General features: G+C 69.2%; 9 protein-coding genes. 5 read left to right on the top strand and 4 right to left on the bottom strand.

What is annotated here, in order from left to right:
• Window positions 1–10 precede the first annotated feature (10 nt).
• The 5 genes from J5V16_RS15805 to J5V16_RS15785 all read left to right on the top strand — a co-directional run bounded on the left by J5V16_RS15805 (window position 11) and on the right by J5V16_RS15785 (window position 6,096).
• Window positions 11–1,348 carry an ABC transporter substrate-binding protein gene (locus J5V16_RS15805; RefSeq protein ID WP_208497395.1) on the top strand — a complete coding sequence of 446 codons (1,338 nt, stop codon included), beginning with the start codon at window positions 11–13 and terminating at the stop codon, window positions 1,346–1,348.
• Window positions 1,349–1,710: 362 nt separating this feature from the next.
• Entirely contained in the window at window positions 1,711–2,646 is a 936-nt protein-coding gene (locus J5V16_RS15800; protein ID WP_208497394.1) for a carbohydrate ABC transporter permease, read from the top strand.
• Window positions 2,643–3,569: a carbohydrate ABC transporter permease gene (locus tag J5V16_RS24540; protein ID WP_208497393.1), complete on the top strand. Its 927-nt coding sequence runs from the start codon at window positions 2,643–2,645 to the stop codon at window positions 3,567–3,569. The genes J5V16_RS15800 and J5V16_RS24540 overlap by 4 nt, the downstream gene beginning before the upstream one ends.
• Window positions 3,569–4,990: a GH1 family beta-glucosidase gene (locus tag J5V16_RS15790; RefSeq protein WP_208497392.1), complete on the top strand. Its 1,422-nt coding sequence runs from the start codon at window positions 3,569–3,571 to the stop codon at window positions 4,988–4,990. The genes J5V16_RS24540 and J5V16_RS15790 overlap by 1 nt, the downstream gene beginning before the upstream one ends.
• 32 nt (window positions 4,991–5,022) lie before the next feature.
• The gene (locus J5V16_RS15785) at window positions 5,023–6,096 is read left to right on the top strand and encodes a LacI family DNA-binding transcriptional regulator (RefSeq protein ID WP_208497391.1); all 1,074 of its coding nucleotides are present in this window, start codon (window positions 5,023–5,025) and stop codon (window positions 6,094–6,096) included.
• Between the two features lie 56 nt (window positions 6,097–6,152).
• Here the strand turns inward: J5V16_RS15785 and J5V16_RS15780 are convergent, their stop codons facing one another.
• The 4 genes from J5V16_RS15780 to J5V16_RS15765 all read right to left on the bottom strand — a co-directional run bounded on the left by J5V16_RS15780 (window position 6,153) and on the right by J5V16_RS15765 (window position 20,559).
• The gene (locus tag J5V16_RS15780; RefSeq protein ID WP_208497390.1) at window positions 6,153–9,731 is read right to left on the bottom strand and encodes an FG-GAP repeat domain-containing protein; all 3,579 of its coding nucleotides are present in this window, start codon (window positions 9,729–9,731) and stop codon (window positions 6,153–6,155) included.
• A 180-nt stretch (window positions 9,732–9,911) separates the two neighbouring features.
• Window positions 9,912–13,526, bottom strand: a complete 3,615-nt coding sequence (locus J5V16_RS15775; protein ID WP_208497389.1) for an FG-GAP repeat domain-containing protein — start codon at window positions 13,524–13,526, stop codon at window positions 9,912–9,914.
• 206 nt (window positions 13,527–13,732) lie between these two features.
• Window positions 13,733–17,368 carry an FG-GAP repeat domain-containing protein gene (locus tag J5V16_RS15770; protein WP_208497388.1) on the bottom strand — a complete coding sequence of 1,212 codons (3,636 nt, stop codon included), beginning with the start codon at window positions 17,366–17,368 and terminating at the stop codon, window positions 13,733–13,735.
• Window positions 17,369–17,532: 164 nt separating this feature from the next.
• Entirely contained in the window at window positions 17,533–20,559 is a 3,027-nt protein-coding gene (locus J5V16_RS15765; protein WP_208497387.1) for an FG-GAP repeat domain-containing protein, read from the bottom strand.
• Window positions 20,560–20,703 lie beyond the last annotated feature (144 nt).

The raw sequence follows: 20,703 nt of genomic DNA, 5'->3' as shown, positions 1-20,703 counted from the left end.
ACCAGCAAAGATGCATCTCCTCAATCGACACGGCCGGGTCGCACTCGCGGCCGTCGCAGCCGGAGCCCTCGCGGTGACCGCCGCCTGCAGCGGCGGCGGAGGCGGCGACGACGCCACCGGCGAAGACGGCAAGATCACCCTCACCGTCTCCCTCTTCGGCACCTTCGGCTACGTCGAAGCCGGCTTCGAAGAGGCCTACGAAGCCGCGAACCCGAACATCGACGTCGTCTTCGAAGGCGAAGGCCTCAACTTCGACGCCGACTACCGCCCGGTCCTGGAGACCGCGCTCGAGACCGGCAACGGCGCGGGCGACGTCGTCGCCATCGACGAGCAGGCCACCCCGCAGCTGTTCAACAACGCCGACAACTGGTACGACCTCGGCGCCGACTACGGCGACCGCGAGGCCGACTACACCGAGCGCACCTGGAACCTCAGCCACGGCGCCGACGACAAGCTGTTCGGCCTCGGCACCGACATCGGCGGCATGGCCATGTGCTACCGCCCCGAGCTCTTCGCCGCCGCCGGGCTCCCGACCGACCGCACCGAGCTCGCCGCCGCGTGGTCGACCTGGGACGGCTTCCTCGACGTCGCCCAGCAGTTCGTCGACGCGAACACCGGCGCCGCCTTCCTCGACGGCCCGACCCAGCTGCAGAACATGCTCATGAGCCAGCTCGCCGGCAACGGCGACGGCAAGATGTACGTGGACAACGACGGCAACCTGACCCTCGACTCGGCCGCCGCCACGGAGTCCATCGACACCGTCCTCGAACTCCAGGACATGGGCGCGATCGGCAACTTCGCGGCCTGGAGCCCCGAGTGGAACACCGGCATGGCCGAGGCCGGCTACGCCGTCATGCCGTGCCCGGGCTGGATGGCCCGCGGCGTCATCGAGAGCACCGCCGGCCCGGAGAACTCCGGCAAGTGGGACATGGCCGCCGCGCCCGGCGTGGCCGGCAACTGGGGCGGCTCCGTCCTGGCCGTCCCGTCCCAGGGCGACCACGTCGAGGAAGCCGCCGCACTGGCCTCCTGGCTGACCGAGCCCGCCCAGCAGGTCGCGGTCTTCGAAGCCGTCGGCAACTTCCCCTCCTCGCCTGAGGCGCAGGCGGACCCGAAGGTCGCCGACTACACCAGCGAGTACTTCAGCAACGCCCCGGTCGCCCAGATCCTGAGCGCCTCGGTGCAGGAGTTCGCCACCGTCGAGTACTCCTACTTCCACCCGCCGGTCAAGGGCGCGGTCGAAGGCGTCCTCAACGGCGTCGCCAACGGCACGTTCACGACCGACAACGCCTGGTCCGAGATCCAGTCCGCCGCTGAGGAAGCGGTCGAACTGGCCGGAGCGGGCCTGTAAGACCCCCGGCCCGGACCCGGCGGCACCTGCCGCCGCCGGGTCCGGCCCCGGCACCGCGGCCCGCCAGGACCGCCCCCGCCGGACCCCGTGCCGCCGCGCCAGCGAGGGACCGGCGCCGAACGACTCCCAGCATTCGCTCGGCGCGCCCCCCAGGACCCGGTCCCTCCAGGCGGCACCATGTCGGCCCGCCGCGCCCCAACCCGCGGCGGGCCGGCTCCCCCGCAGACAAGGCTCCGTACGCAACAGGCTCCGCAGGAATCCGCCGTGAGGGCCGCCAGAAACGGACTCGGCAGGCGTCACCGCGACCCGTCCCGGCCGCGGCGAGGCCAGCCCGCGAGCCGTCATCGAGCAAGGAAGGCCCCATGACCACCCGCAACGCCGCACCACGCCTCACCTGGCGCGAACGGCTCACCCGAGCCGACGTCAAGTGGACGCCCTACGCGCTGGTCTCCCCGTACTTCATCCTCTTCGCCGGCCTCGGCCTGTTCCCCATGGCGTACACGCTCTACGCCTCCCTGCACAGCTGGAAGCTCGGCGGGCCGGAACGCGAATTCGTGGGCTTCGACAACTACGAGTTCCTGCTGACCACGTACGACCGGTTCAACTGGTCGATCGTCAACACCCTCGGCATGTTCGTCATGGCCACCGTCCCCCAGGTGGTGTGCGCCCTCATGGTCGCCAACGCCCTCAACAAGCGCCTCCGGCGCCCGATGCTGTGGCGGATGCTCATCCTCGCCCCCATCGTCACCTCCGTGGTCGCCGTCGGCGTCATCTTCGCCCGCATCTGGGGCCAGGAGTACGGCATGATCAACGGCGCGCTCGAGCTCATCGGCCTCGACCCCGTGAACTGGCAGGCCGGACGGCTCTCCTCCTGGCTCGCCATCTCGTCCATGGTGGACTGGCGCTGGATGGGCTACAACGCGCTCATCTTCCTCGCCGCCATGCAGACCATCCCCAGGAACCTGTACGAGGCCGCCACCGTCGACGGCGCCACGCCCCGGCAGCAGTTCTGGAAGATCACCATCCCGCAGCTCAAGCCGATCCTGATCTTCACCGTCTTCGTCTCCTCCGTCGGCGGCATGACCCTGTTCGTCGAGCCGATGATGTTCAGCAACGGCAACCTGAACGGCGGCGCCGACGGCCAGTTCCAGACCACCGCCATGGTCCTGGTCGACATCCTGCGCAACCACGGCAACTACGGGATCTCCGCCGCGGCGGGCTGGCTCCTGTTCATCGTCATCGGCATCGTCGCGGCCGTCAACTTCCTCGTCGTCAACCGCATCCAGGGGAACAAATGAGCACCGCAACCGCCCCCCGCCCGACCGTCCCGGCCGCCGAGCCCGCGCCGCCCAAGCGGCCCCGCAAGAAGACCGGCGACCGCATCGAACCCGCCGGCGTCTTCGCCCCGACCGCGATGACCCGCATCGGCCTCGTCCTCGTCGCGCTGCTCTCGATCTTCCCGCTGTACTGGATGATCATCATCGCCTCGCGCACCTCCTCGGACGCCTCGGGATTCCCCCCGCCCCTCCTGCCCGGCGGCAACCTCGGCGAGCACATCCGGGAGGCGCTCACCAGCCCCGACGCGAACCTCCTGCTGGGCCTGCAGAACTCGCTCATCATCACCGGCACCGTCACCGTCTCGGTGGTGCTGCTCTCCACGCTCGGCGGCTTCGCGTTCGCCAAGCTCAGGTTCCGCGGATCGAAGATCCTCATGGGCACGGTGCTGTTCTCGATGATGGTGCCGCTCCAGCAGCTCGGCATCGTCCCGATGTACATGATCATGGTCGAGCTCGAATGGATCGACACCCTCCAGGCCGCGATCCTGCCGTTCCTCATCAACGGCTTCGGGATCTTCCTCATGCGCCAGTACGTCGAGCAGTCCGTGCCCGACGAGATCATCGAGGCCGCCCGCATCGACGGCGCCTCCACGTTCGGCATCTGGTGGCGGATCGTCCTCCCCGCGCTGCGCCCCGCCATGGTCGTCCTCGGGCTGCTGACCTTCATGCTCAACTGGAACGAGTTCCTGTGGCCCTTCATGGTCCTGAGCGAGGAGAACCCCACCATCCAGCTGGCCATCCGGCAGATCTCCACCGCGACCTGGGCGACCGACCTGTCAATGGTCTTCACCGGGACGCTGATCTCGATCATTCCCATCGCGATCCTGTTCGTCGTGTTCGGGCGGCAGATCGTGCAAGGCATCATGGAAGGTTCCGGTAAGTGATGAGCAACGAAACAACAGCGGCCGCGCTCGCGGCGAGGTTCCCAACAGCGTTCACCTGGGGCGCCGCGACCTCCTCGTACCAGGTCGAGGGGTCGACCGGCGCCGACGGGCGCGGGCCGTCCATCTGGGACGCGTTCGTCAACGAGCCCGGCCGGGTGGTCGACGGCTCCAACGGCGACACCGCGATCGACTCCTACCGCAGCATCCCCGAGGACGTCGCCACCATCAAGGCGCTCGGCCTCAACGCCTATCGGTTCTCGCTGTCGTGGCCCCGGATCTGCCCCGACGGCGACGACCGCGTCAACGAGGCGGGACTCGCCTACTACTCCAACCTCGTCGACGCCCTCCTCGCCGAGGGCATCACCCCCTGGATCACCCTCTACCACTGGGACCTCCCCCAGACCCTCGAAGACGCCGGCGGGTGGCCCGTCCGGGCCACCGCCGAGCGCTTCGGCGAGTTCGCGCGGATCGCGCACGCCGCGCTCGGCGACCGCGTCAAGCACTGGATCACCGTCAACGAGCCCTGGTGCGCGGCGTTCCTCGGCTACGCCTCCGGCGAGCACGCCCCCGGACGGCGCGAACCGGCCGCATCCATCGCCGCCGCCCACCACCTCATGCTCGGCCACGGCCTCGCCGCCCGAGCCATCAAGGCCGCGGACCCCGAGGCGACCGTCAGCGTCGGCCTGAACTTCTACCCGATCCACGCCGCCACCGAGACCCCCGTCGACATCGACGCGGCCCGCCGCGTCGACGGCGTCCAGAACCGCTGGTTCACCGAGGCGGCCCTGCGCGGGGCCTACCCCGAGGACATCGTCGAGGACTTCAAGGCGATCAGCGACTTCGCGTTCGTCGAAGACGGCGACATGGAGACCATCAACGCCCCCATCGACGTGCTCTCGGTGAACTACTACAGCCGCTTCACAGTTACCGGTAACGGGGGCGCGACCTCGGCTTCCGCCGCGCCCACCGGCGCCGGATCGGCCTGGCCGGCGAACGAGCACATCGGGTTCGTCTCCTCCGGCCTGCCCGTCACCGACATGGGCTGGGAGATCGACCCCGCCGGGCTCACCGAGACGTTGACGCGCCTGCACGCGGGCTACCCGGACGTCAAACTCGCCGTCACCGAGAACGGCTCGGCCTTCCCCGACAAGATCGAGGACGGCGAGATCCACGACCCCGAGCGGCTCGACTACGCGCGCGACCACCTCGCCGCGTGCGCCGACGCCGTCGCGGCCGGCGTCCCACTCGTCGGGTATTTCGCCTGGTCACTGGCGGACAACTTCGAATGGGCCTGGGGCTACACGAAGCGGTTCGGACTGGTGTACGTCGATTTCGAGACCGGCGAGCGGACGGTCAAGGACTCCGGGCGCTGGTACGGCGACCTGGTGCGGCGGGCCCGTTCGAACCGTGAGGCAGAATAGATCCACACTAACGTTGCCCGAGGTGATGCACGATGACCGAGACCCAGCTTGAGGCGCCCGGCGAGCCCTTGAAGAGCGAACGCCGCCGCCGCTCCGGCGGCCGGCCGACCCTCGACACCGTCGCCCGCCACGCGGGCGTCGGCCGGGGCACGGTCTCGCGCGTCATCAACGGCTCCCCGAAAGTCGCCGAAGACACCAGGGCGGCGGTCCTGGCCGCGATCAAGGAGCTGGGGTACGTCCCCAACCAGGCGGCCAGGACCCTCGTCACCCAGCGCACGGACACCGTGGCGCTGGTGGTGACGGAGTCGCAGGAGTGGCTGTGGTCCGAGCCGTTCTTCGCGGGCGTCCTCCGGGGCATCACGGAGCAGCTGGCCGAGGAGAACATGCGGCTCATGCTCACCTTCGCCCCGCGCGACGGCTCCCGGGCCGACCTCGAGTCGTACCTGCTCGGGCAGCACGTCGACGGCGTCATGATGGTCTCGAGCCACTCGGGCGACCCGCTGCCCGAGCGGCTCGAGGACGCCGGCATCCCCATCGTCCTCTGCGGCACGCCCGCCGGATTCCGCCCCATCGCGTACGTCGACTGCGACAACCGCTCGGGCGCCCGGCAGGCCGTCGAGTACCTGGCCGAGAAGGGCCACAAGCGGATCGGCCTCGTCGCCGGCCCGCAGGACATGGCCGTCGGCGTCGACCGCCTCTCCGGCTACCGCGACGGCCTCCGCGGCCACCGCCTCCCCGTGGAGGAGTCCCTCGTCTCCGTCGCCGAAGGCTTCGACGAGGCCAGCGGCATCAAAGCCGCCCGCCACCTCTTCGACACCGCCGGCGACCTCGACGCGGTCTTCGCCCACTCCGACCCCCTCGCGATCGCGACGCTCCGCGTCGCCCGCGAGCGCGGCATCCGCGTCCCCGAAGACCTCGCCCTCGTCGGCTTCGACGACTCCCCCCTCTCCGAAGTCGCCGAACCGCCCCTCACCACCGTCCACCAGCCCACCGAGACCATGGGCCGGGAAATGGCCCGCCTCCTCTGCGGCCGCATCCGCGGCGAAGAGGCCGGCCCCCTCGTCACCATCCTCGGCACCAGGATCGTGGTCCGCGAATCCGCCTAGACCCCATACGAAAAGGGCCCGGCTTCGATTGAAGCCGGGCCCTTTCGCCTTGCCTGTCACGCGATGTGCATGGCGTTCCAGCCGGAGGCGCCGATCTCGAGGCGGGAACCGTAGCCGCCGGCGCCGTCGCCCCGGTACAGGAACAGCTTGCCGTCGGACTTGCGGCGCGCGACCCAGTCGATGCGCCCGTCGCTGTCGAAGTCGCCGACGGACGCGACCTGGTCGTAGCCGGTCCAGCCGCAGGTCTTCTTGACGCCGGTCCTCAAGGTGCCGTCGCCTCGTCCCGCATAGAAGTACATGCAGTTGTCGAAGGCGCGGATCGCGATGAGGTCGGCGTGGCCGTCGTGGTCGAGGTCTCCGGCCGCCGTGATGTCGCGCATCCCGTTCCAGCCGGTGCCGGCGTTCACTCGGGAGCCGAAGGAGCCGTTGCCCTTGCCCGGGTAGAACCACAGTCCGCCGGTCGACTTCTCGCGCGCGAAGAGGTCGGTCTTCCCGTCGCCGTTGAAGTCGTGACCGGCGGCGACGGCGCTCATGGCGTTCCAGCCCGTGCCGACCTTGATGCGGCGGCCGTAGTCGAACTCCCCCTGTCCGGTACCGGGCATGACGTAGAGCGTCCCGGTCGAGGCGACCCTGGTGAGCAGGTCCGGGATGCCGTCGCCGTTGAGGTCGCCCGCGGTCTCGACGAGGTCCATGCCCGCCATGGCGGTCCCCCACTCGATACGGGGGCCGAACCCGCCGGTCCCGTTGCCGGTGTAGGCGTATATCACTCCGGTGCTCGTCCGCCGGGCGACGAGGTCCGGGGTGGCGTTCCCGTTGTAGTCGTACGTCCGGTCGACGGCGACGCCCGGGAGGCGGTTCCCGCCCCATCCGGTCGCGAGGACGCGGCGCGGGAGGACCGGGTTGCCGAGGGCGTCGAACGAGTGCGCGACCAGGCTGCCGGTCAGCGCGTCGATCGCCATGACCTCCTTGGTGCCGTTCTCGTCGTAGTCGCCGGCGGCGACGATCTCGTGGTACTGGAACGTGCTCATGCTGCCCGTCTCGAACACGTCCGTGACCCGCTCGCGGGCGCCGAACGTCCCGTCCCCCAGCCCCGGGTAGACGAAGTACTCGCCTTCCGCCTGGCTCCTCGCCAGCAGATCGGCGTCGCCGTCGTCGAGGGTGATCGCGGTGAGCGTGTCGATGTCGCCCCAGCCGGGCCCGATCGCGGTCCGGGCACCGAACCTGCCGTCGCCCAGTCCGGGGTAGAAGTAGAGCTTCCCGTCGACCTTGCCGGTGGCGTAGAGGTCGTTCTTGCCGTCGCGGTCGAAGTCGCCGCCAGAGGTGAGGACCCCCATCCGGTTCCAGCCGGGACCGACCGAGATGCGGGTGCCGAAGCCTCCGGACCCGTTGCCCGGGTAGGTGTACAGGTAACCGGACTTGGTGTCGCGGGCGAGCAGGTCCGGCTTGCCGTCACCGGTGAGGTCGCCCGGCATGACGATGTCCATGCCGCCCCAGCCGGTGCCCTTCGAGACCCCGGTGGCGAACGTGCCGTCGCCCTTCCCCGCGTAGTACATCAGCGCGCCGTCGGACTGGCGGACCGCGAACAGGTCCTGGTGGCGGTCGCGGTTGTAGTCCCAGCCGTTGCGGCTCGCGGAGATCTGTATCTCCTCGCTGTAGACCGAGTAGAGGCCGTCGTACATCTGGAGCATCCAGGAGTTGGTGCCCTCGGTGTAGATCTCCATTTCGAAGGTCGCCGTGGCCGAATCGGTGAGGACCACCTCCTCGGGCTGGCAGTCGTCGTCGCCGAGGCACCAGATCGTCAGCTTGCCGCTCCCGTTGGGGAAGCCGGCGTCGGCGACCGTGACCTCGACCGGGACGACGTCGCCGACGAAGTGCGGGCCGGGCGGCACGGTGATGTCCACGAATTCGGGGCGCTCGGTGTTCACGAGGTAGTAGCAGGTCGCATCGCTCTGGACGCGGCCGTTGACCGCGTGCTGGACCGAGTAGAGCCCGTCATCGACGGTGAAGGACGGTTTGGGCGCGGTCCCCGGCAGGAGCTCGGCGGCGGCGGAGGAGGCGACGACCTCACCGGTCGCCACGTCGGTGATCGACGCGGTCCAAGTCAGGCCCTGGTCCACAAGGTCGGGCCGCCAGATCTCGGCCGTGAAGCCGCCGTAGGGCACCTTCGAGTTGACCCACTTGGCGGGATCCGACGCCGAGTCGCGGCAGTCGGCCCAGTTGACGTCGTAGGCCGAGAAGGTCCAGTAGACGTCGAGGCGGGCCGAACTGCCGTCGAAGCGGGCGGTCTCGGTGCTCGAGACCATCCCGAACGCGGGGCCGGGGAATCCACCGGTCGACGAGATCCAGCCGCTGAGGTCGTAGACCGCAGTGCCGTCCTGGCAGGCACCCGTCGCAGCGGGACGGGTCCCGGCAGGCATCGAGCGGGTGTCCCAGTTCTGGTTGAGCCGGTACAAGGTGGTCGTCCGCAGCTCGGGTGCGACGCATTCGGCGCCTTCGGCGGCGTCGACCTGGAAGGAGGCTTTCGCGACGGGGAGGTTGATCGGTATTCCCGGCGCGGAGGGCATGACGTCCCCTTCGATCGGGCCCCAGAAGTTCCAGTAGGTGGCGGCTTCGGCCGGTGCCGTGCACTCAGGGTCGGTTCGGAGGTCGCAGTACGGCCCGACCACCGCGTCCGCTTCCTGCCCGGCGGCGGCGAAGTACGGTTCTTCGAGGCCGCCGTCGCCCCGGAACACCACGAGGTCGGAGGCGGCGGAGGTGACCGAGCCCCACTCGTTGATGCCGAGTTGGTGGTAGGCCCATTGCGCGGTGACGGTCAAGGGGAACGCAGCGGTTCCAATCGTCCCTTCTGCCGGGGCCAGTGCAAGCGTCCCGTCGGCCTCGATGGTGAGTCCGAGCGACTGTCCGGCACCGGCGTCGTCACGGAGGTGGAAGCGGGTCGTCTGCTCCCAAGTGCCGGACTCGTAGTAGTCCGACGGATGTGCCAGGTAAAGCGTCTCCCGGAGTTCGTTCCCCGCCCCCACCACGGCATCGAGTGTCAAGCCGGTGGCGAGCGACTCCCACGCTTCCGCGTCCTGCACGGTGAAGCGCATGCCGAGCGAGGAGACCCGGGTTTCCATGGTGAGATCGAGGCCGGGGGCGAGTTCGTCGTAGGAGGCCTGCGCGCCGGTGCGGACGGGCGTCGGAGTGCCGCCTTCCCAGAGCAGGCTCGCGGCGTCGGTGCGAAGCAGCGGCTGGTCGCCGCCGGCGCTCAATGTGAACGGCCATTGCGAGTCGGTCTGCACCAGACCGCCGTCGGTCTCGGCAAGGGTCGGGTCGGCCGATCCCTGGGCCTGGAGCATTCCGGCCGAGGCGGCGGTGGAGACCTGGTGCAGCTGGCCTTCAGGGGTCGCGTAGTAGGCGTCGTAGACGGTGGTCGCCTTCTCGACGGCGACTTCGACGCCGCAGGCCACCGCGATCTCAAGCGCCGCTTCGGTGCCGGGCGCGGAGGGGTGGTCGCCGAGCGCCGCGCAGTCGATGCCTTCGGTCTGGGCTTCGGCGGCACCCGGTGCGGCGAGCAGGGCGGCGCCGACCGCTACGGCCGTCGCCGAGGCGATGCGTGCCGCGGCCCGCCGCCGCATCATGGGGATTCGGTTCATTCAGGTTTCCTGTGGGTTCCGAGGGGTTCGGGGGATCGTGGCGGCCCAGAGGGCCAGGGGTATCGCTTACACGAATCTTAAAGGTCGGGCGTTGCATACGGTGTCCCGTTTGGAGTCGGAGTCACCCGCGGTCGAGGGGAGGCCCGGCCGGTCGGCCGGGCCTACCTTCGACCGCTCGGATCAGGCGATCGTCATCGAGTTCCAGCCGGTGCCGACGAGCTTGCTCGCGGTGTGGTTCCCTGCCCCGTTGCCGGGGTAGAGGAACAGCGAGCCGTCGGACTTGCGGCGGGCGGCCCAGTCGACGTGGCCGTCGCGGTTGAAGTCGCCGACGCCCGTGATGGCGTCCATGGCGGCCCAGCCGCAGCCGACCTTGACCTTGGTCTTGAACGTCCCGGAGCCGGTGCCGCCGTAGAAGTACAGGCAGCCGTCCGAAGACCGCACCGCCAGCGCGTCGGCGTGGCCGTCGTGGTCGAGGTCGCCGACCGCGGTCACTTCCTTCATCGCGTTCCAGCCCGCGCCGAGCGAGACGCGGGAGCCGAAGGTCCCGTCGCCTTTGCCCGGGTAGAGGTACAGCGTTCCGTTGGAGGACTGGACGGCGAGGGCGTCGGCCTTGCCGTCGGAGTTGTAGTCCTGCCCTCCGGCGATGGTGCTCATCGCGTTCCAGCCGGTGCCGATGGTGATCCGGCCCGCGGTGTTGAGCGCGCCCGACCCGGTCCCCGGGTAGAGGTACAGGGTGCCGCCGGAGGTCCGTGCGAGGACGTCGTCGAAGCCGTCGCCGTTCATGTCGCCGGCGGTCGCGATGAGCGTCATGCCCTTCAGGGCCGTGCCCCAAGAGACGCGGGTGCCGTGGGCGCCGCTGCCGTTGCCGGGGTAGAGGTAGGCGGTGCCGTCGGAGTTGCGGCGGGCGACGAAGTCGGTGGCGTTGTCGCCGTTGTAGTCGTAGGTGCGCTGCTCGTTGACGGCCGCGAGGCGGTTGCCGCCCCAGCCCGTGGCGACAACCGTGCCCTCGTGCACGGGGGTGCCGGTGCCGTTGAGCGAGTGGAGTTCCAGTTCGCCGGTGCGGGAGTCGACGGCGAAGAGGTCTTCTTTGCCGTCGCCGTCTTGGTCGCCGGCGGCGATGATCTGGCTGTAGCGGTCGGAGCCGGAGCCGTCCAGCGAAGCGGGGACGGGGGTGCGGCTGCCGAGGCCGCCCGTGCCGGTGCCGTTGTACAGGTAGTACTGGCCGGTTCGGGAGTCGTGGGCGAGGAGGTCGGCTTTGTCGTCCTGGTTCAAGTCATCGACGGAGGCGAGGGTGTCCATGACGCCCCAGCCGGTGCCGATCGCGATGCGCGGGTTGAAATTGCCGTCGCCCTGCCCGTCGTAGAAGTAGAGCTTGCCGTCGGACTTGTTCACAGTGAGCAGGTCGATGTCGCCGTCGGCGTTGTAGTCGCCGCCGGAGGTGAACACGCCCATGGCGTTCCAGCCGGTGCCGACGGTGATGCGGGCGCCGAGGCCGCCGCTGCCGTTGCCCGGGTAGGTGTAGAGCGTCCCGGTCTTCGTGTCGCGGGCGAGGAGGTCGACCTTGTCGTCGCCGGTGAGGTCGCCTGCCATGACGACGTCCATCCTGCCCCAACCCGAGCCGAGGGAGACCGGCGTTGCGAAGGTGCCGTCACCTTTCCCCGCGTAGTACCGGAGTGTGCCGTCGGACTCCTTGACGGCCATGAGGTCAGGGCGGTCATCGCCGTTGTAGTCGGTGCCGGTATCCACTGCCTGCACGTATATCGACTCGCTGACCGAGGTGTTCCCGGCCTGGTCCTGTACCCGCAGGGTAATCCAGTTCGACGAATATGCCAGTTCCACTTCGAAAACGGCCACCGTAGTGTCGTGCAACCCCTTGTAGCGGCTGTCGCATGCCTTGGTTCCGCTGCAGAAGACCGTAAGGCTCCTCCCGTCGCCCGGATAACTCTCGTCGGCGACTTCGACCTCTACCGAGACCTCGTTCCCCACGGTGCGCGCACCGGTGACGGTGTAGGCCACGATCTCGGGCGGCGACTGGTCCACGCCCACATGGCAGGTCGCGTTTCGCGTATAACCGAGTCGCTCCGATGCGAAGGAGTAGTCGATCGAGTACCGGCCATCATTCGAGCCCTCGTGGGCGGTGCCGCGGTTGGAGCCGTTCACCGCGAGCGCCGGTTCGCTCGTCGCGATCACCGTTCCGGTCGACTGGTTCCGCAGCGTCGCCGTCCAAGTCAGGTCGGTGTCGATGAGGTCGGGACGCCAGAGCCATGCCTTGAAATCCCCGTTGCGGATCGTCGACGAGGACTGCCACGCGGAGGTCGTATCCGTCCCGCTGTGGGGGGTGCCATTGGAGTCGCAGACATTCATCGCGAGGGCGAAGTTCTGGATGTCCCGTACGATCTCGATCCGCGCGGAGCCGCCGTCGAACCTCGCGGTCTCGGCGCTGCCGAGCATCGCGAAGTCGATGTTGTAGGCATGGGGCAGGTCGTCGGTCACGTCGTAAACCGCGGTGTTCCCGTGGCATTCCCCGGTGTCCGCGAGCGTGCCCGCGGTTTCTCGGTAGCTCCAGGAGTTCCCGGCGTGGTAGGTCTCGGATTCAGCCATGCGGTACAGGTCCGGGGCGATGCAGGGGCTTCCCTCAGCGGCGTCGACGCTGAAGGTGGCGGAGACGACGCGGTGGGTCAGCCAAGTCGTGTCCGACGGGTTCATCAAGAACGCCTGCGGCGCTTCGAACGTCCAGTAGGCAGCCGCTTCGAAGGTCGTGGCGCAGTCCGGGTCGACCAGCTGGTCGCAATAAGCGCCGACGACCTGGTTCGCATTCGCGCCTGCGGCTTCGAAATAGGGCTCGTCGAGGCCTGCGTCGCCCCGGTAGAGCGGCACCTTGGGGGTCGCAGAGGTGACACCGCCCCATTCGCTCACCTGGCGGTTCATGAAGATCCACTCGGTCGTCACCGAGAGAGGGAACGACAGCTCTTCGAGCGGGGTACTCGGCTGGAACACGGTGAGCGCCCCGCCGTAGCCTCCTCCCTCATAGGCGGCGTTGGGAACCTTGAGCCGGGCGGCGGCGACCGTCCCGTCGGCGTCGACCACCTTGAAGGGCGTCAGCCCCGCGACCTTGGTCTCGGGGGCTTTGAAGGAGGTTGCGACGGCGGCGACGCCCGGCAGGTATCCGTAGGTTCCAAGGTCACTCGTGACGGTGAGCCCCGACACGAGTGAAGACCATGCCTCGGCGTCGGCGACAGTGAACCGCAGTGCGGAGGCCGCGACACCCGCCTCGACAGAGAGGCTCAAACCGGGTGCGAGTTCTCCGTATTCGGCCGTGGAGCCGGAGAAGGAGGGCACCGGCTGATCCCCTGACCAGTCGACCCGTGCGGCCTCGGCAGTGAGGAGCGGCAGGCCGGTGTCCGTGTGGCTCAGTTCGACCGGCCAGGGAGTGGCGGCCTGGCTGAGTACGCCGCCGGTGTCGACGAGCGTCGTGTCCGCTGTGCCATGGTCGCCGTGGTCTTGGGTGGGATCCATGGTCCCGATGAAGCGAGTCTGGCCCTGGGGCGTGACGTACACGGTTGAGTAGGGCGTCGCCTCGCTCTCGAGGCGCACTTCTACGCCGCACGAGACGGCCGCCTCGAGGGCGGCTTCGAGCCCGGCGGCGATCGGGTTGTCGCCGAGGGCGGCGCAATCGACTGAGGTCGTGTTCTGGGCCTGCGCAGCCGGGGCGGCTAGGAGAGCTGCGCCGACAGCGGTGGCGGTGGCCGCGGCGACACGCCTGAGGAGGCGGCCCCGGGAGGGGATTCGGTTCATTCAGATGTCCTGCGGGTGATGATGAGGGGTTCGGGTTTCGAGGCCGATGGGACGGCATGAGTGACACGCTCACCATCCGCTACTGGTTGCGACCTGACGGCAGCAGTTCTGGAATGGACTTCGACTCGTCCGGGACGGGGCCCGATTCGGAACGGCCAAGGCCGCGACCGGTACTCCGGTCGCGGCCTTGGTTCGGCGATTCGCCGTCAGGCGATGGTCATGGCGTTCCAGCCGGTGCCGACCAGCTTGGCCGCACCGTGGTTCCCTGCCCCATTGCCGGGGTAGAGGAACAGGGAGCCGTCGGACTTGCGGCGGGCCAGCCAGTCGACGTGGCCGTCGCGGTTGAAGTCGCCGACGCCGGTGACGGCGTCCATGGCGGCCCAGCCGCAGCCGATCTTCACGAGCGGCTTGAAGGTCCCGTCGCCCTTGCCGCCGTAGAAGTACAGGCAGCCGTCGGCGTTGCGGACCGCGACCATGTCGGCGTTGCCGTCGTGGTCGAGGTCGCCGGTGGCGGTGACCTCGCTCATGGAGGTCCAGCCTGAGCCGACCGTCTTGCGCGCACCGACTTTGCCGTCTCCGGTGCCCGGGTAGAGGTACAGCGTCCCGCCGGAGGCGACAGCGATGACGTCGGGCTTGCCGTCGGAGTCGTAGTCGTGCCCGCCGGTGAGGGTGGTCATCGCGTTCCAGCCCGTGCCGATGGAGATCCGGCCCGCGGTGTTGATCCCGCCGGTTCCGGTGCCCGGGTAGAGGTACAGGGTGCCGCCCGAGGTGCGGGCCAGGACGTCCGCGAAGCCGTCGGCGTTCATGTCGCCGGCGGTCGCGATGAGGGTCATGCCGGCCAGGGACGTCCCCCAGGAGACGCGGGTGCCGTGGCCTGCGGAGCCGATGCCCGGGTAGAGGTAGGAGGTGCCGTCCAGGCCGACCCGGGCGACGAAGTCGGTGGCGCCGTCGCCGTTGTAGTCGTAGGTGAGGTCCATAGTGGTGGACGGGAGGCGGAGTCCGCCCCAGTCGCCGCTGACGACTTCGCCCGTGTGGATGGAGGTCGCGTCGGCGTCGACGGAGTGGCGTTCGAGCGCCCCGGTGCGGGCGTTGACGGCGACGAAGTCGCCGTGGCCGTCGCCGTCCGCGTCACCGGCCCCGGTCACCTGCAGGTAGCGGGTGCCTGCGGGCTCGCCGCCCAGGGTGGTGCCGAGAGCGATCCGGGCGCCGAACAGGGTGCCGCCGCCACCGGGGTAGAGGTAGTACACGCCGGTGCGGCTGTCGCGGGCGAGGGCGTCGTCACGGCCGTCGTAGTTGTAGTCGCCGATGCCGGTGAGCGTGTCCATCACGTTCCAGCCGGGACCGTGCGTGTACTTCGAAGTGAAGACGCCGGTGCCGTTGCCTTCGAAGTCCCAGAGGTTGCCGTTGCCCTTGAGGACTGCGATCAGGTCGAGGTCGCCGTCGTCGTCCTTGTCGAGGACCGCGATGGGGCCGAAGCCGTTCCAGTCCAGGCCGCCGGTGGTGTCGATGCGGGTGCCGAGTCCGCCCAGGCCGTTGCCGGGATAGGTGTAGAGCTTCCCGGTCTTGGTGTCGCGCCCGATGAGGTCGGAGCGGCCGTCGCCGGTCACGTCCCCTGACATGACGACGTCCATGCGGCCCCAACCGGTTCCGACGGTCTTGGCCGTCCCGTACCCGCCGGTGCCGTTGCCGGGGTGGAAGAGCAGGAGTCCGTCGGAGTCGCGGACGGTGAACAGGTCCTGATCGCCGTCCTGGTCGTAGTCGAAGTGGGAGTGGATCGCCGGAACCGTGAAGCCCGGGTAGTCGACGTTCCCGGCTTTGTCGCGGACGGTGAGGCTGAAGCTCGTGGCCGTGTCGGTCAGCTCGACCTCGACGGTGGCCTTGTCGTCACCGTTCAGCACGAGCGGCTCGCCCGCCGGGATCGTGCACCCGTGCTCGCATTCGAGCGTCACGGCGTTCCAACCGCCGGGGAAGCCCGCGTCGGCGGCCGTGACCTCGATGGCGACCGTCTCACCGACCTGCTGCGGCGTCGCAGGCATGGTCACGTCGACGATCTCGGGCGCGTGGGCGTCCACGACGAGATAGCAGGGAGCGGCCGTGTAGGTGAAGTCGGAGGTGGTCGATTCGATGGAGTTGACCAGCTCGTAGCGGCCGTCGGGAAGCGCATCGGCTTCATCCACCTGGTACTCCGGGGTGGAACCGACCGCGACCCCGCGGCTGGGGATGGTCAGGACCGTCTCGCCGGTGTCGGTGTCGCGGAAGGCGGCGGTCCAGACGAGGCCGAGGTCCAGTGTCTCCGGCCGCCAGGTCTCGACGAGGAAGTCGCCGTAGTACGGGGTCGCGGTGCGCTGGTAGGGAGCGGAGCCGAGAGAGCTGCTGCAGATGTCCTGCGCCGCCCCGGTGTAGCGGAAGCCTCTGATGTCGAAGTAGACGTCGAGCCGACCGGAGTCGCCGTCGAACCTGGCGGTCTCGGGGCTGTCGGTCATGCCGAAGGAGAGGGGCACGCTCGAGGCGTACGCGTCGTCGGCGTAGCGGACCGACTCGGTGACGTCGTAGACGGCGGCGCCGTCCTGGCAGGCGCCCGCGTCGGCGGGCCGGTCCACCGCGGCGGGCGGGTCCGCCCAGGTCGCGCTCGGGCTGTAGCCGGTCACGAGCTGCACGTCGGGTGCGACACAGGAGGACGCGTCGGCCGCATCCACACGGAAGGTCGCCGAGGCCACCGGGTAGCTGTACTGCAGTGGCTCGATGGGCTTCAGGCCCGCGGCTTCGAGCTGCGGCCAGCCGAAGCTCCAGTACGCGCCGCCCTGGTGCGGCTCAGCGCAAGTGGGGTCGGCCAGGTCGTCGCAGTACGCGCCGACGACGGCGGTGCCGGTCTCCCCGGCCGCCTGGAAGTACGGTTCGTCGAGGCCGGCTTCGCCGCGGTACGCCGAGAGGCCCGGCGCGGCGGAGGTGGTCGCGCCCCATTCGCTGATGGCGTAGTCGCGGTTGGCCCACTGGGTCGAGAGCGTGAGCGGGTACTCGGCCGTCTCGAGGAATCCTTCGGGGAGCGAGAACGTGAGGGCGCCGCTCTCCTCGTCGCGGGTCAGGCCGACAGAGGCGACCTGTCCTGCCCCGTCGCGGACGGTGAACGCGGTCGTCCATTCAGGGAAGCGCAGCTGCTGGCTGCTGTGGTCGGAGATGAACAGCAGCCCGTCCGAGGCGACGAGGAACGTCATGGACGACTCGCTGTGCAGGTTGGCGGTGAGGTTCCCGGCAAGCGCGTCCCACGCGCCGGCGTCGGCGGCGGTGAATCTGAGGCCTGCCGACGCCTCGTCGACGTCGGCGGTGAAATCGAGGCCGGGAGCGAGCTCGTCGTAGACCGCGGTGGTGCCAGAGTAGGTGGGCACCGGAATCTCCCCCGCCCAGTCGACGGCGACCTTCGGCGTGGAGAACAGCGCGGCGTCCTGGTCGTACGGCATGGTGAAGCGCCAGTACGAGAATTCCTGGCTGAGGTAGCCGTCCCACACCGACAGGGTCGGGTCGAGATGCCCCTGGTTCACGTACTCGTGCGTGGCGTCGGCGGTGGCGACCAGGTGCAGCTGCCCCTCCGGGGTGGCGTACACGGTGGCATGGGGCCAGGAGCGCTGCGAGATGCGGACTTCGACGCCGCATTTGACCGCGGCGTCGAACGCGCCCGCGATTCCGCCCGCCTTCGGGTTGTCCCCGAGTGCGGTGCAGTCGATGTCGCTTTGGGCCGTGGCGGTGCCGGGCGCCGTCAGCAGGGCGGCGCCGACGAACGTCGCCGCGGCCGCCGCGGCACGGTTGAAGGCCCGGCGAGGGGGCTTCGTGGGGGGAGTGTCATTCATGCAGATGTCCAGGGTGTCCGAGGAGGTGGGTTATGGGCCGGTTACCCGCTTCGAATACACGCCTTGCTTTTGGAAACGGTTGCACCCCTTGTGACCGCAATAGGGAAAGGGAGCCTCGCGGCCGCGAGGCTCCCTTCATTCATGACCGTGGAACGGCACCGTCGTTAGCCGATGTTCATCGCGTTCCAGCCGGTGCCGATCTGGACGCGGGAGCCATGTCCGCCGGCGCCGTTGCCCGGGTAGAGGAACAGGATGCCGTCGGTGACGCGGCGCGAGAGGAAGTCCGCGTGGCCGTCGCGGTTGAAGTCGCCGACGCCGGTGATGGCCTCGTACGACTTCCAGCCGCAGCTGACCTGGACGCGGGACTTGAAGGTGCCGTTGCCGTTGCCCTTGTAGAGGTACAGGCAGCTGTCCGACTTCGCGATCGAGAGCAGGTCGGCGTGGCCGTCGTGGTTCAGGTCGCCGACCGCGTTGGTCTCGCGCATGCCGTTCCAGCCGCTGCCGACCGTAATGCGCGATCCGAAGGTCCCGTCGCCCTTGCCCGGGTACACGTACAGGACACCGGTCGACGAGTGGCGGGCGACCAGGTCGTCCTTGCCGTCGCTCGTGTAGTCGTGCCCGCCGCTGATGTCGCTCATGCCGTTCCAGCCGGAGCCGGCGTAGACGTCCTCGCCGTCGAAGCCGTAGTGCACGCCGTCGTCGATGCCGTGGACCGTGTACAGCCCCCCGTTGAAGCGGTAGAGCACGTCGAGGCGCCCGTCGGCGGTGTAGTCGCCGCCTGCGGCCAGCGCGGTGACGCCGTCGCAGCCCTCGCAGAACCGCCACGGGGTGGCATGGCCCTTGCCGGTGCCGAAGTACAGGAGGATGTCGCCGTTCGACTTGCGCTGTGCGACGAAGTCGCTGAAGCCGTCGCCGTCGTAGTCGTAGGTCCGGTCGAGGTTGATGACCGGGAGGCGGACGGTGCTCCAGCCGCTGCTGCCGATGACCGAGGCGTTGGAGATGTAGCCCTGCGCCGGGTCGAAGTAGCGCACGACCAGCTGCCCGGTCTTGACGTCGACCGCGGCGATGTCGCCCCTGCCGTCGCGCTTCAAGTCGCCGACGCCGATGACCTGCTCGTAGCGGCGGTTGCTGTACGGGTAGGTGTCGAGGTCCTGCGCGAAGTCGTACACCTCGCCCTGGGAGGTGTAGATCTGGTAAACGCCGGTGGTGTTCCAGCGGGTCAGGAACTCGTCGAAACCGTCGAGGTCGAGGTCGCCGAGCGAGGTGATGACGTCGTAGCCGTCCCAGCCCTCGCCGCCGGCCTCGCGGGTGCCGAACTTGCCGTTGCCCAGCCCCTCGTAGAAGTACATCTTCCCGTCGGAGAAAGCGGTAGCGATGAGGTCCGGGTCGCCGTCGCCGTCGTACTGGCCGACGGCGATCTGGCCCATCTTGCCCCAGCCGGTGCCGTTCGAGATGCGTGTGCCGTGGCCGCCCTTGCCGTTGCCCGGGTAGGTGTAGAGGGTGCCGTTGCGGGTGTCGCGGGCGAGGAAGTCGGGGATGTCGTCGCCGGTGAGGTCGCCGGCCATGATGATGTCGTAAGCGCCCCAGCCGGTGCCGACGGTGACGCCGGACTTGTAGGTGCCGGCACTGGTGCCCGCGTAGAAGCGGAGCGCGTTGTCGGACTTGCGGACGACGAACAGGTCTTCGTAGCCGTCGCGGTTGTAGTCGTACCGGGCCTCGACGGCGTTGTTGTAGATGAGCGCGAAGTCGTTGTAGAAGTCGCCTTCGTACTCGTCCTCGTTGTAGACCGCGCCGACCTCGATCGCGCCCTGGAAGGCGGTGGTGTCGGTGAGCTTCGCGGTGAACGTGAAGTCGGCCGACTGGCCGGGCTCGAGGCCGTCGATGGTGCAGGCCAGGTCGAACCGCTCAAGGCCGGTGTTCGGCGTCGCGCTGTAGACGGCGTCGAGCTCGTCGGTGCCGTAGCACTCCCAGGTGCCGTTGCCGTCGCTGTCGACCCGCACCAGCTCGGTGCCCTGCGGCAGCTGCGCGCGGACCAGGTAGGAGTCGCTGGCGGGGTTGAGGTCGTCGGCCGCGGCCGAGCCGCCGTTCGAGACCTTGGTGGTGACCGTGGCGTTGGTGTTCAGGTTGCCCTTGAGGGTGATCTCCTGGACGGCGAGGTCGTACTTGTTCTCGCTGGTGGTGAGCGTGATGCCGCCCCAGTAGAACGCCTTGGACTCCGCAGCGCCGTCCCAGCCCTCAGGGGCGGTGGTGAGGCCGACCGAGGTGCCGTTGCTGGTGGCCCAGGAGAGGTCGTCGTACTCCTCGGCGAGCGTGGCGGCGTTGATCGTCTCGACGCTGTACTGGCAGCCGCACACGTCGAGCGGCCCGACCACGTCGGAGCCGATCTTGAAGGCGACTCCCGCGGAGAGCGTCAGGAACTGGCCCTTGGCATCGGAGAAGTCGGTGATGACGCACTCGAGCCCTGTGGCTCCGGCGGCGTCGCTCGTGGCCCTGCAGTTGTCGTACAGGTCCCTCGCCGTGGCGAGCCCGGTGGTGTCGAGGCCCTCGCCGGCGACCGGGTTGGAGAAGGTGACGACCACGGCCTCGGTGGTGGGGGCCAGGTCGAAGGCCTGGTAGAAGACCGGCTTCACCAGGATGTTGTCGTCCTCGACGACGCCGGTCTGCACGAAGTCGCCGTGGGCGTACGGGTTGTGGACGTCGTAGTCGGACACGACGCCGAAGGCGCCGGTGCTGCCCGCGATGTCGACGCCGTCGATGCTCGCCTTGAACGTGTAGTCAAAGCTGCCGTCCTCCGCGCTCGAGGCGGGGATGACATCGAACAGGAATTCGGTGTGCGGCGCGGCGTCGGCGGAGCAGACGATCGTCGCGGGGGTGGAGACGTCGCAGGCCGGGTCAGAGGTGGTGATGTCGAGGACGCCGTAAGGGTCCTCGAACACGAGTTCCGTGACGACCGCGTGCGTCGCGGTGTCGTCCGGGTCGGCCCGGGTGTAGTCCACGGTCATCGAGCTCGGGGTCATCTCGGTGTTGTCGAGATCGGGGACGAGCTGCAACGCGGCGACGGGGTCGCCGGTGATGCCGGGGATTTCGGCCGCCGCGGGGGCCGCGAATGCGGCCGCGGCGGTGCATCCCGCCGCGGTTGCGGCGAGCAGGCGGAGGCCTGCCCGGCGGGCCCTGGGGGAGTCAGGGGACATGGGGCTCCTTGTTCAGTTAGCCGTTGAGCTGGGGGTTATGGGGACCGGAAGATCCGGTGCTGACTACACGCGCGCTGGCGGATACCGGTTGCATGCGAATCGGGGGTCCGTGGGAGCGAGTTCCCGGGAAGTGTCGGACGGCCT

The organism is Glycomyces niveus, assembly GCF_017592475.1.
GTDB lineage: Bacteria > Actinomycetota > Actinomycetes > Mycobacteriales > Micromonosporaceae > Glycomyces > Glycomyces niveus.
This window is presented reverse-complemented; position numbering and strand designations above follow the sequence as displayed.

Excerpts from the sequence above, each read along its gene's own strand:
- J5V16_RS15805 (WP_208497395.1), top strand. The coding sequence starts at position 11 with ATGCATCTCCTCAATCGACACGGCCGGGTCGCACTCGCGGCCGTCGCA.
- J5V16_RS15800 (WP_208497394.1), top strand. The coding sequence starts at position 1,711 with ATGACCACCCGCAACGCCGCACCACGCCTCACCTGGCGCGAACGGCTC.
- J5V16_RS24540 (WP_208497393.1), top strand. The coding sequence starts at position 2,643 with ATGAGCACCGCAACCGCCCCCCGCCCGACCGTCCCGGCCGCCGAGCCC.
- J5V16_RS15790 (WP_208497392.1), top strand. The coding sequence starts at position 3,569 with ATGAGCAACGAAACAACAGCGGCCGCGCTCGCGGCGAGGTTCCCAACA.
- J5V16_RS15785 (WP_208497391.1), top strand. The coding sequence starts at position 5,023 with ATGACCGAGACCCAGCTTGAGGCGCCCGGCGAGCCCTTGAAGAGCGAA.
- J5V16_RS15780 (WP_208497390.1), bottom strand. The coding sequence starts at position 9,731 with ATGAACCGAATCCCCATGATGCGGCGGCGGGCCGCGGCACGCATCGCC.
- J5V16_RS15775 (WP_208497389.1), bottom strand. The coding sequence starts at position 13,526 with ATGAACCGAATCCCCTCCCGGGGCCGCCTCCTCAGGCGTGTCGCCGCG.
- J5V16_RS15770 (WP_208497388.1), bottom strand. The coding sequence starts at position 17,368 with ATGAATGACACTCCCCCCACGAAGCCCCCTCGCCGGGCCTTCAACCGT.
- J5V16_RS15765 (WP_208497387.1), bottom strand. The coding sequence starts at position 20,559 with ATGTCCCCTGACTCCCCCAGGGCCCGCCGGGCAGGCCTCCGCCTGCTC.